The organism is Reichenbachiella agariperforans (assembly GCF_900142205.1).
Taxonomy (GTDB): domain Bacteria; phylum Bacteroidota; class Bacteroidia; order Cytophagales; family Cyclobacteriaceae; genus Reichenbachiella; species Reichenbachiella agariperforans.
The window spans coordinates 270,671-286,840 of the sequence record NZ_FRAA01000007.1 but is presented as its reverse complement, the minus strand read 5'-3'; the positions used below and the strand labels follow the sequence as shown (position 1 = coordinate 286,840).

Genomic DNA, 16,170 nt, shown 5'->3' with positions numbered 1-16,170 from the left:
TGATCTAAACATATTAATATTTACCCTATCGAGAGAGATCTGTGTACTAAGTCTAAGAGCAAATGTGCGAGAAACTTCACCAGTATTCTCCCTCCCGTCATGCCTCGATCTCCGTAATAGGTTTAGACTTTCTTTGGAACTGAACCTCAATTATATTGCGCTTAATGAAATGCTGTTTATAAGCATGCTTTGCAAGCGCGCGCTAGCAAAATCAAATACCTCCACTCAGGCTATACTCATCAAAATAGCAACCAAATCACGGTTTTAGTTCTTCGGTAATCCATGGTAGTACCATCTCTACCCATCGGGCGTACATCTGCCCTGATGGATGAAGGCCATCAACAGCGATTAGACTGGGATTGGATTTGGTCTCTCTCGATATCTCGGTAATATCAAAGAATATAACACCTTTATTTTCAGTCATTTGCTTCTTCAGTCTGTTGTATTCATCTATTTCCCCCGCGATACGTTCGGGATCAGCGCTTTGCCCAAAGGGCGTAACCCCATAATCAGGAATAGACAGCACCACGACGCGCTTTGGCTCCCCTCCTGCCAACGCGATGGCACGGTCTAGCAGTATCGGATACTCTGTCGTAAATCGCTCTATTGGTTGCCTCTGGTACTGATTGTTGACCCCTATCAGTAAGGACACCAGATCATAGCGCGCGCTCAGCTCCTTTTCCTGATCCATGGCATGGATCAAATTCGTGGTAGTCCAACCCGTCCTAGCGATAATCTTAGGCGCACTCATTTCCTGACCTTCCGACTTCAGTTCAGCGACTAACTGTACTGGCCAGCGGTCTTCCTCTGCCACACTCTGCCCGATGGTATAGGAGTCCCCTAGCGCCAAATAGCTAAGCTCTGATGTGGCTGGCGGAACATCCACTTGCTCCTCCTCATCAGTCACTTCATCCGTTTCGTCTGATTGATCATCCTTATCACTTTGCGCTACAGTATCCCCCACAGGCTGTACGCCGCTTTCTTCTTGGCAAGCCACACTTACCAATAGAAACCATCCCAAAATCCATATTTTCATACTCCAGTTGTTCATCGTATTCGTCATTAGGATAGATACGTACATAGACTATGATTCAGATGTGGCACCCACCCATCTTTCACTTGTTTTCTGTAGATTAGAGATATGACATCCAGTATAGATCTCTACATCATGGCACTGCTTTATACCCTAGCTGGTATCAATCATTTTGTCAGACCCAAGTTTTATCTCAGGATCATCCCTCCTATTTTCAAAAACAAAGCGCTCGTCAATCAACTAAGCGGTGCTGCGGAGATTCTGCTCGCCATCGGACTCTTGACTCCCTACCAGTCCTATGCCGCGTGGGGCATTATCCTGCTGCTCATTGCCGTTTTTCCTGCCAATGTCTATCACCTACAGCAGCATGGTGCGGGCATGCGCATCCCGATGTGGCTGCTGTGGCTCAGGCTACCGCTCCAGCTCGTACTCATCGGATGGGCGTATAACTACACCTAAACCAAGGGGCAAATTCTGAAAGTCCATCATCGACTAATTTGCTCATTTCTAAACTGATCTAAAGTATTTTCCAAAGCATCTATAAATAGTAGACGGTAGATTACTTATCTTTACGGCCTAAATGCACCCACTGAGCACGCATCACGCGCATATCTCGGCTAACAAATTAACAAAAAACACGAATGGCGAAACCGCAAGAAACGTACAACAAGAAAGAAAAAGAAAAAAAACGACTCAAGAAACGAGAAGACAAACAGCACAAAAGAGAAGAGCGCAAAAAGAACTCTCAAGGTGGTGATCTCGAAACGATGCTGACATACATCGATGAAGATGGAAACTTCACAGACACGCCTCCAGATCCTACTAAGAAAAAGAAAATCAATGCAAAAAGCATCGAAATAGGCGTACCAAAACGCGAAGAGGAAGTAGTAGATGCTATTCGTAAAGGTACTGTAGAGTTTTTCAACGATTCAAAAGGGTTTGGTTTCATCAAAGAAATCGGGACACAAGAAAAATTCTTTGTCCATGTGAATGGTCTTATTGACAAGATTCAAGAAGGAGACAGAGTATCCTTCGAACTAGAGCGAGGCATGAAAGGAATGAATGCCGTCCGCGTCAAAAAAGGCTAATCAATCAGCCAGATATCTCAGTGTTGCATACAAAAGAGCCACAATAGACAAAATCTATTGTGGCTCTTTTGTATACATAAAGCCACACTTCTATGCTATTGTATCAGTCCCTGCAAATTTTCTTCTCCCCTAAAAACATAGGCCGACCAAATGGCGGACTTACTAATCGGCCCCATCACATGAGGAAAATGTGCCTGTCGCGTCTCTACAAATGCCCAATCCACTCGACGATCTAGTCGATCAGGGACTATCGCCAGTAGTACTACATCCTTGTTCATGTCAAAATACCGCTGATAGGACTTCATCAGTTCTTCCAGTACCGAACAATGAATAAACCCTTCTTGCTCCAAAGACGGGTGCGTATAATGAGTTGCGAAAGTCTGGGCATCCCAAGCCTCCTTTTCGACCAAATGGAAAATCACCTGCGCAGGACGTCTTTGCTGCGTAGCACGGAGTTGGTAGTAGTACTGGATTAGTTCTAGTATGGCTGGATTGACCAAATTGAGCAAGAACACATGTGCGTGATTCTTCTCCTCGATCACCAATGCCTTTTGTCCGATAAATCCCCAATACATCAACCCAAAAAAGAAAAAGATACTAAACAGGTTCAGGTTATAACTATACCAACCGAGCGGTAGCGCCATCATGGAGAGCGAAGTACCTATGCCTCCCGCCACCAATGCCACGATGAGCTTCTTGGTCTGCACCTGCATCAGCTTGATTTTGTCAAAATCAATAACTGTCGATTTGCCTTTGTGCATGATCTGCATTCTACTCGAATAAAAGATAAATCGGTTGCGATGATCACCTTCTTTGGACAGAAAACACTGAAGCAGAATGGGTTCCTCTTGGGTCATGGGTATAGATTCATTAGACTGCCAAACTAATTAAACTTGCCCATTTCAATCTAAGAACTAAATAATTATTCGTCTGGTAAGATCATTAAATACATTGTGTTAATATTGTGCCCAAATCATGGCTCTGAAGATAAAGGACATACAAACACCCGTCGCAAATGAGATGGCTGAATTCGAAAAGCGATTCAGACATTCCATGAAAAGTAATGTGATGCTACTCGACAAAATCATGTCGTACATCGTCAAACGAAAAGGCAAGCAAATGCGTCCGATGTTTGTCTTCCTGACTGCTTCTACTGTAGGGCAAATCCAAGACTCTACATACCGAGGTGCTTCCCTCATCGAACTCTTACACACTGCTACACTCGTACATGACGATGTAGTCGATGAGTCCACCTACAGACGAGGATTCTTCTCTGTCAATGCCCTGTGGAAAAACAAGATAGCTGTCCTAGTTGGAGATTTCCTCCTATCCAGAGGCATGCTACTCTCTATCGACAATGGCGACTTTGATCTACTCAAAATCGTCTCTGAAGCAATCCGTGAGATGAGCGAAGGAGAAATCCTCCAGATGGAGAAAGCCAAAAAGCTGGACATCACCGAGGAGATCTACTACGAAGTAATCCGCCAGAAGACTGCCAGCCTCATCACCTCATGCTGCAAGGTCGGTGCTGCCTCTACTGGAGCGGATGCCGACACAGTCAAAGCCATGGGGGAATTCGGCGAGAAAGTCGGGATGGCATTTCAGATCAAAGATGATCTATTCGACTATGGCACGCAGGAAATCGGCAAGCCGCTCGGTATAGACATTCGCGAAAAGAAAATGACCCTACCTCTGATCTATGCCCTCACCCAATCAAGCTGGTCAGAAAAACGTCGCATCATCAACATCATCAAAAAGCACAACGAGAACACCAAAAAAGTAAATGAGGTGATCCAATTCGTGATTCAAAAAGGTGGATTGGAATATGCAGAAGGTGTGATGAATCGCTTTCACCAAGAAGCCGTAGAGATTCTACATACTTTCCCTGAGTCCGCTGCACGTCAGTCTCTCGAACAGCTCGTACAGTTCACTATCGAGCGCTCCAAATAAAACACCAGTCCAGATTCAGGTTAAAACACTAAATCCTTGGCACCATAGCGATCTTCTGATCCTCCGTCAAGAAAATCACACCGTCATCCATAAGCTGCCTCACGGCCTCCGTAAACAGGAAATCATTGGTGGTATTAGAGGATTGTTTCACTGCCTGTAGACGCTGATCTCCCGATTCGACCTGCTTCAAGATAGCCCGTTGGATTTTCCCCATCTCGGCACCAAACCCATCCTCCTTCTTGGCTTTGATGCACACATCGCATACACCGCAGTTGAGATAAGCCACTTCATCAAAATACTCTTGAAAGATACGCGTCCGACACAGCGTACGGTTCTTTGCATAGGAGACCATTTGTCCTACTTTTTCTTTCACCACTGCCTGACGAGGCTCGGTCTGTTTGTGATAGCGTTTCAGCGTCGACTGCTCTTGTCTAGGCATGACATAGGTGAGCTGAGGTTTATTCTTCAAAGGATCATAGAGTACTATTCCGTTTTTGGCCAAGTAGTCTAGTTTTTTAAACACTTCGTTCTTCGCATCATGACTCAGTTTGGCTAGTTCGAACTCCGATATATTAAAGAAATCCGAATACAAGCCTCCCCCATATAGGCGTAGCATCGCCTTGATCAGAGGTTCGTACTTTCCATGTGCAATGCTAAACTTATAGATCTCACTACTGCTGACATTGATCTTGAGGCTACTGCCACGACTGACATTTTCAGTAAGCAGTAACAATCCCATCTCTTGCAGTTTTTTCACCGCATGGTGGGCCTCTAAGGGGCTCAGTTTGTATCGATAGGAAAACTCCTTGAGATCAAAATCAAAACTCTGCCATTCGCTACTTCCTGTCGCCAGTTTGTAATAGTTGGCCAGTGCCTGATAGATGCGCTCGACATAGGCCAGTGCTGGGTTACGCATCTCCTCACTACGCTGCAGATTATAGATATCGGTAGGACTATAGAGCAGCACCGCAAAGGCATTTCGCTCGTCACGCCCTGCTCTCCCAGCCTCTTGATAATAAGACTCTAGTGAGTCTGGCAAATCAAGGTGTACCACGACACGCACATCAGGCTTGTCTATCCCCATCCCAAAGGCATTGGTACAGACCATAACCCTACGTTGGTTTTTGATCCACTCCTCTTGTTTACGTTCTCTGACATCCTGCGCCAAACCTGCATGATAGAACTCCGAAGAGATGCCGTTCTGATAGAGGAACTTGGCGACATTCTCTGTCTCCTTTCTACTCCGTACATAGACGATTGCACTGCCTTTGACATTCGTCAAAATCTCCAACAACTTCGGGCCTTTGTTTTCTAGTTCGAATACCGAATAAGACAGATTCTTTCGTGCAAAACTCTTTTGGAATACAACAGGTTTGTCAAATGCTAACTTCTCGCAAATGTCTTCTTTGACCACCTTGGTAGCTGTGGCCGTAAGTGCGATTCGTTTCACCTCAGGCAGTAATGGGTAAACCTGAGCAATCTCCTGATAGGCAGGGCGAAAATCATAGCCCCACTGCGAAATACAATGCGCCTCATCTATCGCCACCATACTAACTTTCATCTGTTTAACCCGGGCGATAAACAACTCAGAACTCAGTCGCTCAGGTGCTACATAGAGAAACTTCACCTGCCCATGTACGCAGTTGTCCAGTAGCACATCGATCTGTCGATGTTGTAGTCCCGAATACAGTGCTGCTGCAGGTATCCCGCGTTTTTTAAGCTGGTAGACTTGATCATTCATCAGAGCAACGAGTGGTGAGATCACTAGACACATCCCCTCCATCATCATCCCTGGGACTTGAAAACAGATGGATTTACCTCCCCCCGTAGGTAGCAATGCAAGCGTATCCTCGCCAGCGATCACCGAATCAATGATCTCCTGTTGCATAGGACGAAATTCATCATAGCCCCAGTATTTTTTCAGTATATCAAGTGCACTAGTCAAGTCCCAAAAATAACGGATTTGAACCCGAATGATGCACTAGCATATAGGTTAAAATCTTATGTTTAGTAAACATGCTGTTTATCACATTGATGATTTACCTTTTAACGCTCAACTCTTGTAATTGCATAATTCAGGTTGAACCAAAACCAAAGAGCGCTTACACATCCAGTGCCGTGATCTTTTGGACTAAGACGCGGTTAATGTTTTCATAAGACTCGAAAGTCCACCCTCCTACATGAGGACTAAATAAAACATTGTCTAACTGGAATAACTCATCGTAAGTGGCTTTTTGCTCAGAAGAAAGCTTTGCAAATTTTTCATTTTCGAGCACATCTAACGCGGCATGCGTCACTTTGCCCGACTTCAGGGCGGCCAATAGATCCGTAGTATTGACGATCTCACCACGGGCCGCATTGACAAATACGATATTCTTGTCGAAACGAGCCAAATAAGCCGCATCCACCAGCATACGTGTATCAGCCGTCAAAGGCACATGGATACTGAATACATCTGCTTGACTATAGATATCATCCATCGTCACTTCCTCCACATAGAGGTCTCCAAAGTTGGTCTTGTACTTGTCATGAGCAATCACACGGCAGCCAAAACCTGACAGCTTCTCTGCCACGGCACTTGCCATATAGCCATAGCCTAGTAACCCGATGGTCTTACCACTGAGTTCAAAGCCACGGTTTCCTTCGCGATCCCAGACATAGGAACGGACTTCACGGTCTGACTTACGGAGATTATTGGAGAGACTAAGTAGCATCCCTATCACATGTTCACCGAGGGCGTCACGATTCCCCTCAGGTGCATTGACGAGCTGTATCTGATTTGCATCCAAGTACGCCACATCCACCTGATCAATTCCTGCACCAGCTCTGGCAATGAACTTCAGGTTAGGCTTTGACGACAGCAGTTCGGCATCAATAGCCGTTTTGCTCCTGACAATCATACCTACATAGTGATCCTCTGCCTCGATGATCTCTTGTCTCGTGATTTGAGGTAAATAATCGGAAGCGTATCCGATTGCTGTCAGTCTATCCGAGATGCTGGAGTGCATCTCATCGATAATCAATATTCTTTTCATAAAGGTAAAAAAGGACTAGAGTCCATAGAGTTGGTTCGCCACAAAAAAGTATACGGCAAGGCCTAGCAAATCGTTAGCTGTGGTGATAAAAGGACCCGAGGCTATCGCAGGATTGACACCAAATCGATGCAAAATCAATGGGGTAATCGTCCCCATGAATGAAGCCAACAGTACCACACTAAATAACGCAGAACTCACCGTGATAGCGATCGTCTGATCCGAAGTAGTAAAGATCACGATCCCAAAAACGATAATTGCCAGTATCGTCCCGTTAACTAGTGCCACCATGAGCATCTTGATCAGCCGGCGAAACACCGAGTCACTAAAGGCACTAGAATTGGCTAAACCCTGTACGATAATGGTCGAGGATTGAATCCCCACATTGCCTCCAGTCGCCGTGATCAATGGGATAAAGAATGCCATCGCAGGAATAATGGCTATCTGGGCTTCAAAAAGGCTGATAAACTTTGCACCGAGCAAACCGCCCACCAGACCAATCACCAACCATGGCAAACGAGCCTTAGAGATTATCCATACACTATCATCTTCCTCTACATCAGACGATATCCCTGACATCATCTGGATATCTTCTTCTGCCTGCTCTGTGATTACATCCAGGACATCATCAATGGTGATACGTCCCACCAATTTGCCACGAACGTTGACGACTGGCAGTGCTTCTAGATCATACTTTCGCATAATCTGTGCGACCTCCTCTTCTTGCACATAGGTCTCTACAGATATCACTTCGTCATCGTAGATATCCGCAATGCGCGCATTGTCTTCTGATAGGATAATTTTCTTAAGGGAGACTTTACCAATCAACTTGGTATTGTCATCTACGACATAGACCGAATAGATTTTTTGAACATTCTCCGCTTGTTTCCTGATCTCTTCGATACAGCGCTGTATCGTCCAGTTATGATTGGCTTTGATCAGCTCCTTTCCCATCAGACCTCCAGCTACATCATCTTCATAGCGCAAGAGATCGAGTAAGTGCCCCGCTTTTTCTTCGTTTTCGACGAGGGCTATGACTTCCTCTCGTTTCGAGATCGGCAGGAGGTTAAGCACGCCTACTCCATCATCTGAGTCTAGGTTATCTATATAGACGGCCGTTTCTTCTGAGGTAAAATTCCCCATAAAACGGCTCTGCAAATCATCTTCTAGTTCGATGATGACACGAGCACCGACCTGTGGGTCAAGCAGTTCCAGTACGTATTTCGAATCATCCGCATCGAACTCCTCCAGCAACTCCGTGATATCGGCTGGATTGACCCCATCAAGCGACTGCTGGATAAAATCCACCTCTTGTTCCTCCACGGCTTGGACAAACCGCTCAAGAAACTCTTTGGAGAGTTCAAAATCCATTATTTCAGTTGCTTCAGACATGGTCTTGGACGAGTTTGGTTAGTGCAATAAAGTCATCGACAGAGAGCTGCTCGGCTCGTTTGTTGAACACCTCCTGGGCGGTGATTTCCTCTGGCAAAGCTAGAGGTTTCATCGCATTACGCAAGGTTTTTCGGCGCATTTGGAACCCTGCTTTGACCACTCTTTTGAACATTTTTTCGTCACACCCTAGATCTGTAACTTGATTGCGTTTGAGCTTGATCACTCCAGAGTTAACCTTAGGCGGAGGGTTGAAAACCGTTGGAGGTACAGTGAACAAGTAATCAATATCATAGTAAGCCTGTAGCAGCACACTCAGGATTCCGTAATCCTTATTTCCCTCCCTAGAGGCAATACGAACGGCGACCTCCTTTTGTAGCATACAGACCACTTCATCCACTTGATCTTTGTAGTCCAGTACCTTAAAAAAAATCTGAGAAGATATGTTGTAAGGGAAGTTGCCAATCACGCTGAAAGACTGTCCGTCAAACATGGTATTCAAGTCCTCCCTGAGGAAATCTGCAAAACGAATTTCCGCATCCTTTCCTTCATATTTTTTCTCCAGAAAATCGATCGATTCTTTGTCCAAATCCAATAGCACAAGCTTTTGGATAGATGCTTTTTCAATCAAAAAATCAGAAAGAACACCTGTACCCGGGCCGATCTCCAAAACGTTAGCGTTGTGTTCGGCACCAGTCAATGCCGATACGATATTCTCCGCGATCGATAGATCTGTGAGAAAGTGCTGACCCAATCTTTTTTTCGGTTTTACGTACGCCATAGTATTACTGATTTTTATTTTAAATTGCAGGCACTTGGCTGAGACCGACACCTATCAATATTGACATCTTTGCTCAGCTTTACCGTGATGTAACCACATGAATATGGAGAATGAAACTAAGAACCAAAATAGAAAATCCGTTATCGGTATCTCTATAGGTGACTTTAATGGTATAGGTCCCGAAGTTATCATCAAAGCTTTGGCGAACAACAAAATGACCAAATACTTTACCCCTGTCATCTATGGTTCGGCAAAAGTACTTTCATTTTATAGAAAGTCACTCAATCAGAACAATTTCAATTTTACACCCATCAGTGATCTCAAAGATGCCTCCCACAAAAAAACCAATGTCCTCAACTGCTGGGAGGAAGATGTGGAGATCACTCCCGGTGTTAGCAACGAAACAGGTGGTAAGTACGCTTTTCTCGCATTAGAAAAAGCAACAGAAGACCTCAAAGCAGGTCGCATACAAGCACTCGTCACTGCTCCGATCAACAAACTAAACATACAGCGAGACGACTTTAAGTTCCCCGGACATACCGAATACCTCGCGGAGAAAGCAGAGGCCAAAGACAGCTTGATGTTTATGGTATCAGATACTATTCGCGTAGGGGTCGTAACGGGACATATCCCGCTCAAAGATGTAGCAGCCAGCCTCACCAAAGAGAAGATCGAAAAGAAACTCAAAATGATGGCACAGTCACTAAAAAACGACTTTGGTATCCTCAAACCGAAAATCGCTGTACTAGGACTAAACCCCCATGCAGGTGAAGAAGGACTCCTCGGTACAGAAGAGCAAGACATCATCATCCCTGCGATAGAAAGCCTCAAAGAAAAAGGACAAATTATATTAGGGCCGTTTCCTGCAGATGGCTTCTTTGGCAATGGCGAGCAGCATAAATTTGACGCAGTACTGGCCATGTACCACGACCAAGGCTTGATCCCTTTCAAGAGTTTGACTTTTGCCAATGGGGTCAACTTCACCGCTGGATTACCTTTCGTACGCACATCACCCGATCATGGCACAGCATACAGCCTGGCCAACAAAGATATCGCAGACGAAAGCTCGATGCGTACAGCCATCTATGCGGCACTGGACATCTCCAACTACCGAGCTGACCACAACGAATAGAAGTAAGGAGAATGATCAAAAAGCAATACAAAATCTCCGATCACATCATGCTCGGCATCTGGGAAATTAACGAAAGTACTGAAACCCTAGTCGCTGGTTTTGATGCGAAAGAAATGGAGGCTATTGCGCACTACCACCCGATCAAAAAAGCCGAACACATCGCCTCACGTCAACTGATCGAGTCGATGTGCCGAGACATGGATATTCCTTTTCATGGGATATGCAAAGACAGCCATGGCAAGCCCCACCTGATCGACTCTACCCATCACATCTCCATCTCGCACAGCTATCCGAAAATAACGGCACTCATCAACCTGGACGAACCCTGCGGTATAGATCTCGAACGCCCCAGAGAGCAACTCCAGCGTACCAAACACAAGTTCCTTAATCCCAGTGAACTAAAAGCCTGCGGAGATGATCTGCACAAACTCTGTATCTACTGGTGTACCAAAGAGTCCATCTACAAGATGCATGGGCGTAAAAACCTGAGTTTCGCACAGAACATTGAAATCAACCGAATCAAAGATCAGCAAATCCACTGCCGTATCAACAAAGAAGGGTTAGTCAAGGAGTTTGTACTCAATATGCAAAAAGAGGACGACTACATCCTCACCTACAACCTCTAGTTCACGCAGAGATTCATTAAATTTAGGGTTATGAAAAAGCTATGGCATATGTTATCCATTCTACTTTGTTCATGGACCGTCAGTGGACAAGATATAGATTTCTCCTACATCCAGCTCTGGGATGTCCAAAAGGAAAACATCGTCCCGATCCCTATCGATCAAACCATCACTGTCCTTATATTCACTGGGACGGACTGTCCTTATGACAAACGATATAAATCACGAATCACCGCATTAAAACAGCAATACGGAGATCAAGCCGACTTTATCCTCATCAATGCCCATACCCCTCATCAAAACAAAGACAATGCGACTCAAACCAAAACACAGGCTGCTAAGTATAATATGCCTTACTTTTTGGATTTGAACCAAGAGGCGATGAAACTGTTTCAGATTGAAAAAAGTCCAGAGGTCGCCATCATTTGGTATCAGAACGGCAAACACAGCCTAGTATACCACGGTGCTATCGACGACAGTCCTCAGTCTAGTAGTGATGTGCACACGCACTATGTACAAGATGTGCTCAACAATCTCATCAAAGGACGCCCCTCACCACACGAGTTTAACCGAGCAGCTGGATGCAGGATCAGATAACACTGTCAATCCTCCAATACCTGAAGAAGAATCTTGATATCATCGGATTTCTTATACTCTCCTAGTTTGTCAAACGACGCGACCAAATTGCGCAGCGCACGCGATACGATATCTATATTCGTACAAGGCTGATAGTAAATATCCAACTTACTCAGATGTAGTTGTTCGATATAGTTATCTATGTCATCAGTCGTAAAAATGATCCCGTTATTGAATACATTGATGTAAAACTGAGTAGACTCTGTCTTGTAAGTCACGATGAATAGGTTCGGTAAATTCACACCAAAGATAGGGAGCTTCAGTTTTTTAGCCAACATCAAATAGATCACACATAGACTCAAAGGGTTTCCCTTTTTACTATCCATGACCTGGTTGATCATGCCATTGGCTGGGGAATGAAAATTCTTAGCATTAGGTCTAAATTTCAAACGATTGTACATAATATCGTTTAGGATTTTAACCTCCTGTATCGGTGTATATTCCCCATTGAACTCCTTCCATGCTTCATAGTAGAACTGCTCTAGCTTTCGGGTTAGGTAGCCCATATTGAGATCGGGATATTGATAATTGGCGACTAGCATCATCCCTTCTAGTAGGTCTTCTGCTCCATCTTCTTTCCACTCCACGAAGCGCTCCTTGAGGAGCTCGTACTGCAGTTCGTGGATGATGTCTTCGATCTTGACACGCACGTAGGGAATCAGACTGTTTTTCATCCACTCCTTCTCCAAAAATGGAATAACAGATGTACCCAAAGATAAGAGTTTCTCCTCCACATGACCCGTGACCTCCCTATCCTCATCATCCAATAGTGAAATCAGTGCAGTCAATTCTTTCTCATTGATATCTAAAGTATCGTCAGTCATCCCATCCAATTTTTTCGAACCGTGAATTTATTCAATCAGCACTTACTGTAGTCGTTTAAGATAGGAATAATTAAGCCAAATGACGTAATTGAACCAATATTCTGGAATATTCGCTTCTAACCAACACTCGACAAACGCAACCTAAAATCCCCCAAAGTTATCTCAATCCAAAATATGAGCCACGCTAGAATTACAGTTAATCAAACCATAGAGGTGTCAAAATGACCAACATCTTCCCCTCTGACACGATCAAGTCTGGATCACGCCCACGTTGAACTTATCAAGCGGCGCATGATTAGCAGCTTCTATCCCAGTAGAGATAATACGCCTCGTATCCAATGGATCGATGATCCCATCCACCCAAAGTCGTGCCGCTGCGTAGTACGGACTCAATTGCTCGTTGTATCGATCGGTAATCTCCTTGAGAAACCGTTGCTGTTCTTCCTCCGCTACTTCTTCCCCTTTTGCTTTGAGAGAAGCCATTTTGATCTGCAGGAGGGTATTAGACGCTGCTGCTCCGCTCATCACCGCCATCTGCGCCGTAGGCCATGCATAGATCAAGCGTGGATCATAGGCCTTGCCACACATGGCATAGTTGCCCGCACCATAGGAGTTGCCAAGAATGAAAGTAAACTTGGGCACGACACTGTTGGCCATGGCATTGACCATCTTTGCTCCGTCTTTGATAATCCCGCCATGCTCGGCCTTGCTCCCCACCATAAAACCACTCACATCATGCAAAAACACCAATGGAATCTTACGCTGATTGCAGTTCATGATAAACCGCGCTGCTTTGTCTGCTGAGTCCGAATAAATCACACCCCCCATCTGCATTTCGCCCTTTTTGGTTTTGACCATCTCACGCTGGTTGGCCACTATCCCCACTGCCCAACCATCAACACGAGCATATCCACAAAGCAAGGTTTGACCATAGTCAGGCTTATACTCATCAAAGTCAGAATCATCCACCAGACAGGAGATAATTTCTTTCATGTCATAGGGTTTGACCCGATCGGATGGGAACAAACCATAAACGTCCTCTTGTGTACGCTTGGGCAACTGCGCTGCTACTCTGTCAAATCCAGTCTCTTCGGGCTTACCAATCTTATCAAAGATTCGCTTGATCGCATCGAGGCAGTCTTCGTCTGTATCATATTTATTATCCGTCACTCCTGATATCTCACAGTGTGTCGTAGCACCTCCCAGTGTCTCATTGTCTATGCTCTCTCCTATGGCTGCTTTAACCAAATAACTACCTGCTAGGAAGATAGAACCCGTTTTGTCCACAATCATGGCCTCATCTGACATGATAGGTAGGTATGCGCCACCGGCGACACAGCTTCCCATAATCGCAGCGATCTGTACGATCCCCATGGCAGACATCTTGGCATTGTTTCGAAACTGTCGCCCGAAGTGTTCCTTGTCAGGAAAAATCTCATCCTGCATCGGCAGGTAAACTCCAGCACTATCAACGAGATAGATAATGGGGAGTCGGTTTTCCATAGCCACCTCCTGCGCACGCAGGTTTTTCTTAGCAGTGATGGGAAACCATGCCCCTGCCTTTACAGTAGCATCATTGGCGACCACTACACACGGTCTCCCTTGAACCTTGGCGATCCCAGTCACGACTCCACCCGAAGGGCAGCCTCCTTGTTCGGTATACATACCCTCCCCGACGAACAAACCAATTTCCAGAAAGTCCTTTGGGTCATCGATCAAGTAATCGATCCGTTCCCGTACACTTAGTTTGCCTTTGGCATGCTGTGCTGCAATCCGTTTCTCCCCTCCACCCAGCTTCAGTCGCTTGGCGTTCTCCTCCAGTCGATAGAGCAGCTGCTTATTGGCGTCCTCATTTTTATTGAAATTTATATCCATGGTATTGTGTTGTTTGAAACAAAAATATACGACTCTGGACTGAAAGTACCATAGGTTTAGGGGAGAATGAAATCCGTTACATCTTTAAACCTGCCTACGGCAGGCAAGTCAAGACATTAGATTATTAGCCTCTAGACTGGTCCGTCGATCAGGCTGGCTATAGACAGAAAAGGCATCAAGTTTTTGATCTAGATACTAAAATCTAAATACTAGTACCTGTTTGATATTTCACTCACTTAGTAGTCATTGTCACCCGCTATCTCCCAATTGCGTAAAGTCCCATAAAGCCGTACATTTAGTCCTTCAATAGGGTCAAAAACTGGCTCTATTGGTTTTATTCGAATAATTTGATTCTAAATCAATCTTTAACCCATTATAAAATAGTACTAATTAATGTATAGATTGCAATAAATTCAGACTACCAATTTAACTATATGTTCGTATCAGAGACGCAAGTCCGTGTAAGGTATGCCGAAACAGACCAAATGGGCTATGTGTACTATGGCAACTACGCCATGTACTATGAAGTAGGCCGAGTTGAGTCCCTTCGTTCCCTGGGCTTATCCTACAAGGAACTCGAAGAGATGGGTGTCATGATGCCTGTCTTAGAGAATCGCTCCAAATACATTGCCCCAGGCAAGTATGACGAGCTACTGACGATCAAAGTCAAAATGCCTGAACTACCTAACATACGCATCCGTTTTGAATACGAAATCTACAACGAACAAGATCGATTGATCAACATCGGTGAGACCACTCTGGTATTTGTGGATATGAAAACCAAAAAACCTTGCAAAATGCCGGAGGTAATGGAAAAACTACTAGCCCCCTACTTCCATGACTAGAGACTATTTGCATCACAAACTACTGAGACTCCAAAGGTATGAGCGCCTCATCAAAAAACTCAAAACCACCCGGCTCAACAAACGGAGAACGACGCTTTACAACGCTATCGTCATCTTCCTCGATAGTATACTCGACAGTCGACTACTCACGATGGCTAGTGGTGTGGCATTTAGTTTTACACTTGCGATATTCCCGTCGATCATATTCATCTTCACGCTGATCCCCTATATCCATACCGTGTCTCCGCATATAGATGCCGATAGCATCATGAGCTTCATGGCCAATGTGATGCCTGACAACATGTTCAAAGCTGCAACTGGCACCATACACGATATCGTCAGCAACAAACGCGAAGGTCTCCTCTCCTTTGGGGTACTCTTTGCGCTGATACTTGCGACCAATGGTATGCACAGTCTCATGAGTGCATTCAATAGCATCTACAAAACAGTAGACCGTCGCAGTTTCATCAAGACGCGACTGATCGCTACGGCCCTGACACTGATGATGGCATTCGTGCTTTTCCTCTCCATCTTCTTGCTGGTAGTGGGCAAAGCCTTCCTCTCCCATCTCTCGGAGATTGATTTTTTCAATGCGGACTATGTCTACCACCTCATCGTGATTCTCAAATACGGTATCATAGGCACTTCGTTTTTCATTGCTATATCACTGATCTACTACTTCGCTCCAGCCATCAAAGATCGCTGGACATTCTTCTCTGCGGGAACGATCTTTTCGGCAGTATCTTGTGTAGCTGCATCTTATGCATTTTCGTTCTACATCAACAACTTCTCGACCTACAACAAGTTTTACGGTTCGCTCGGAATGTTGATCGCACTGATGATCTGGCTATACCTCCTTTCGATCATTCTACTTGTAGGATTTGAGTACAATGCTAGTGTGGATAGAGCCGTCCATTCGGACAAAATAGAGGTCACTACTTCGGTGTTTGAATAAAAATTAA

General features: G+C 44.9%; 16 protein-coding genes. 8 read left to right on the top strand and 8 right to left on the bottom strand.

Features of this window, described 5'->3' with window-relative positions:
* Nucleotides 1–256: 256 nt before the first annotated feature.
* Complete coding sequence (locus BUB99_RS16825) at nucleotides 257–1,081, bottom strand: SGNH/GDSL hydrolase family protein (protein WP_245816869.1); 825 nt, start codon at nucleotides 1,079–1,081, stop codon at nucleotides 257–259.
* A gap of 60 nt (nucleotides 1,082–1,141) precedes the next feature.
* On the opposite strand from BUB99_RS16825, the gene BUB99_RS16820 reads away from it, so the two are divergent.
* Nucleotides 1,142–1,492, top strand: coding sequence for a DoxX family protein (locus BUB99_RS16820; protein ID WP_139281066.1), 351 nt, complete (start codon nucleotides 1,142–1,144; stop codon nucleotides 1,490–1,492).
* A gap of 182 nt (nucleotides 1,493–1,674) precedes the next feature.
* Entirely contained in the window at nucleotides 1,675–2,121 is a 447-nt protein-coding gene (locus BUB99_RS16815) for a cold-shock protein (RefSeq protein ID WP_073124412.1), read from the top strand.
* Nucleotides 2,122–2,216: 95 nt separating this feature from the next.
* On the opposite strand, the gene BUB99_RS16810 is transcribed toward BUB99_RS16815, so the two are convergent.
* Entirely contained in the window at nucleotides 2,217–2,978 is a 762-nt protein-coding gene (locus BUB99_RS16810) for a DUF952 domain-containing protein (RefSeq protein WP_073124410.1), read from the bottom strand.
* A 118-nt stretch (nucleotides 2,979–3,096) separates the two neighbouring features.
* On the opposite strand from BUB99_RS16810, the gene BUB99_RS16805 reads away from it, so the two are divergent.
* The gene (locus BUB99_RS16805; RefSeq protein WP_073124409.1) at nucleotides 3,097–4,071 is read left to right on the top strand and encodes a polyprenyl synthetase family protein; all 975 of its coding nucleotides are present in this window, start codon (nucleotides 3,097–3,099) and stop codon (nucleotides 4,069–4,071) included.
* A 28-nt stretch (nucleotides 4,072–4,099) separates the two neighbouring features.
* Here the strand turns inward: BUB99_RS16805 and BUB99_RS16800 are convergent, their stop codons facing one another.
* From BUB99_RS16800 to rsmA, 4 genes are all read right to left on the bottom strand, one after another.
* Nucleotides 4,100–6,016, bottom strand: a complete 1,917-nt coding sequence (locus BUB99_RS16800) for a RecQ family ATP-dependent DNA helicase (RefSeq protein WP_073124407.1) — start codon at nucleotides 6,014–6,016, stop codon at nucleotides 4,100–4,102.
* Between the two features lie 157 nt (nucleotides 6,017–6,173).
* The gene (locus tag BUB99_RS16795; RefSeq protein ID WP_073124405.1) at nucleotides 6,174–7,106 is read right to left on the bottom strand and encodes an NAD(P)-dependent oxidoreductase; all 933 of its coding nucleotides are present in this window, start codon (nucleotides 7,104–7,106) and stop codon (nucleotides 6,174–6,176) included.
* Between the two features lie 15 nt (nucleotides 7,107–7,121).
* Entirely contained in the window at nucleotides 7,122–8,495 is a 1,374-nt protein-coding gene (mgtE, locus tag BUB99_RS16790; protein WP_084190612.1) for a magnesium transporter, read from the bottom strand.
* Complete coding sequence (rsmA, locus tag BUB99_RS16785) at nucleotides 8,488–9,273, bottom strand: 16S rRNA (adenine(1518)-N(6)/adenine(1519)-N(6))-dimethyltransferase RsmA (protein ID WP_073124403.1); 786 nt, start codon at nucleotides 9,271–9,273, stop codon at nucleotides 8,488–8,490. The genes mgtE and rsmA overlap by 8 nt, the downstream gene beginning before the upstream one ends.
* 103 nt (nucleotides 9,274–9,376) lie before the next feature.
* Here rsmA and pdxA point away from each other — a divergent pair, with 103 nt between their 5' ends.
* From pdxA to BUB99_RS16770, 3 genes are read left to right on the top strand one after another with little or no spacing between them, the layout of a single operon-like run.
* Nucleotides 9,377–10,405, top strand: coding sequence for a 4-hydroxythreonine-4-phosphate dehydrogenase PdxA (pdxA, locus tag BUB99_RS16780; RefSeq protein WP_073124503.1), 1,029 nt, complete (start codon nucleotides 9,377–9,379; stop codon nucleotides 10,403–10,405).
* Between the two features lie 11 nt (nucleotides 10,406–10,416).
* The gene (locus BUB99_RS16775) at nucleotides 10,417–11,031 is read left to right on the top strand and encodes a 4'-phosphopantetheinyl transferase family protein (protein WP_073124401.1); all 615 of its coding nucleotides are present in this window, start codon (nucleotides 10,417–10,419) and stop codon (nucleotides 11,029–11,031) included.
* Nucleotides 11,032–11,061: 30 nt separating this feature from the next.
* Nucleotides 11,062–11,625, top strand: a complete 564-nt coding sequence (locus BUB99_RS16770; protein ID WP_073124399.1) for a thioredoxin-like domain-containing protein — start codon at nucleotides 11,062–11,064, stop codon at nucleotides 11,623–11,625.
* 5 nt (nucleotides 11,626–11,630) lie between these two features.
* Here BUB99_RS16770 and BUB99_RS16765 read toward each other — a convergent pair whose 3' ends face one another.
* On the bottom strand, nucleotides 11,631–12,488 hold the full coding sequence (locus tag BUB99_RS16765; protein ID WP_245816868.1) for a transglutaminase-like domain-containing protein: 858 nt from the start codon (nucleotides 12,486–12,488) through the stop codon (nucleotides 11,631–11,633).
* Between the two features lie 249 nt (nucleotides 12,489–12,737).
* Nucleotides 12,738–14,363, bottom strand: coding sequence for an acyl-CoA carboxylase subunit beta (locus BUB99_RS16760; RefSeq protein ID WP_073124397.1), 1,626 nt, complete (start codon nucleotides 14,361–14,363; stop codon nucleotides 12,738–12,740).
* 434 nt (nucleotides 14,364–14,797) lie between these two features.
* Here BUB99_RS16760 and BUB99_RS16755 point away from each other — a divergent pair, with 434 nt between their 5' ends.
* Together BUB99_RS16755 and BUB99_RS16750 are read left to right on the top strand one after the other, a co-directional pair.
* Nucleotides 14,798–15,208, top strand: a complete 411-nt coding sequence (locus tag BUB99_RS16755; protein ID WP_073124395.1) for an acyl-CoA thioesterase — start codon at nucleotides 14,798–14,800, stop codon at nucleotides 15,206–15,208.
* Entirely contained in the window at nucleotides 15,201–16,163 is a 963-nt protein-coding gene (locus BUB99_RS16750; protein WP_073124393.1) for a YihY/virulence factor BrkB family protein, read from the top strand. Before BUB99_RS16755 ends, BUB99_RS16750 begins: the two co-directional genes overlap by 8 nt.
* Nucleotides 16,164–16,170: the final 7 nt, after the last annotated feature.

Coding starts and splice junctions, on each gene's coding strand:
- BUB99_RS16815 (WP_073124412.1), top strand. CDS start 1,675: ATGGCGAAACCGCAAGAAACGTACAACAAGAAAGAAAAAGAAAAAAAA.
- BUB99_RS16820 (WP_139281066.1), top strand. CDS start 1,142: ATGACATCCAGTATAGATCTCTACATCATGGCACTGCTTTATACCCTA.
- BUB99_RS16795 (WP_073124405.1), bottom strand. CDS start 7,106: ATGAAAAGAATATTGATTATCGATGAGATGCACTCCAGCATCTCGGAT.
- BUB99_RS16775 (WP_073124401.1), top strand. CDS start 10,417: ATGATCAAAAAGCAATACAAAATCTCCGATCACATCATGCTCGGCATC.
- mgtE (WP_084190612.1), bottom strand. CDS start 8,495: ATGTCTGAAGCAACTGAAATAATGGATTTTGAACTCTCCAAAGAGTTT.
- rsmA (WP_073124403.1), bottom strand. CDS start 9,273: ATGGCGTACGTAAAACCGAAAAAAAGATTGGGTCAGCACTTTCTCACA.
- pdxA (WP_073124503.1), top strand. CDS start 9,377: ATGGAGAATGAAACTAAGAACCAAAATAGAAAATCCGTTATCGGTATC.
- BUB99_RS16760 (WP_073124397.1), bottom strand. CDS start 14,363: ATGGATATAAATTTCAATAAAAATGAGGACGCCAATAAGCAGCTGCTC.
- BUB99_RS16765 (WP_245816868.1), bottom strand. CDS start 12,488: ATGACTGACGATACTTTAGATATCAATGAGAAAGAATTGACTGCACTG.
- BUB99_RS16805 (WP_073124409.1), top strand. CDS start 3,097: ATGGCTCTGAAGATAAAGGACATACAAACACCCGTCGCAAATGAGATG.
- BUB99_RS16750 (WP_073124393.1), top strand. CDS start 15,201: ATGACTAGAGACTATTTGCATCACAAACTACTGAGACTCCAAAGGTAT.
- BUB99_RS16825 (WP_245816869.1), bottom strand. CDS start 1,081: ATGTACGTATCTATCCTAATGACGAATACGATGAACAACTGGAGTATG.
- BUB99_RS16810 (WP_073124410.1), bottom strand. CDS start 2,978: ATGACCCAAGAGGAACCCATTCTGCTTCAGTGTTTTCTGTCCAAAGAA.
- BUB99_RS16770 (WP_073124399.1), top strand. CDS start 11,062: ATGAAAAAGCTATGGCATATGTTATCCATTCTACTTTGTTCATGGACC.
- BUB99_RS16755 (WP_073124395.1), top strand. CDS start 14,798: ATGTTCGTATCAGAGACGCAAGTCCGTGTAAGGTATGCCGAAACAGAC.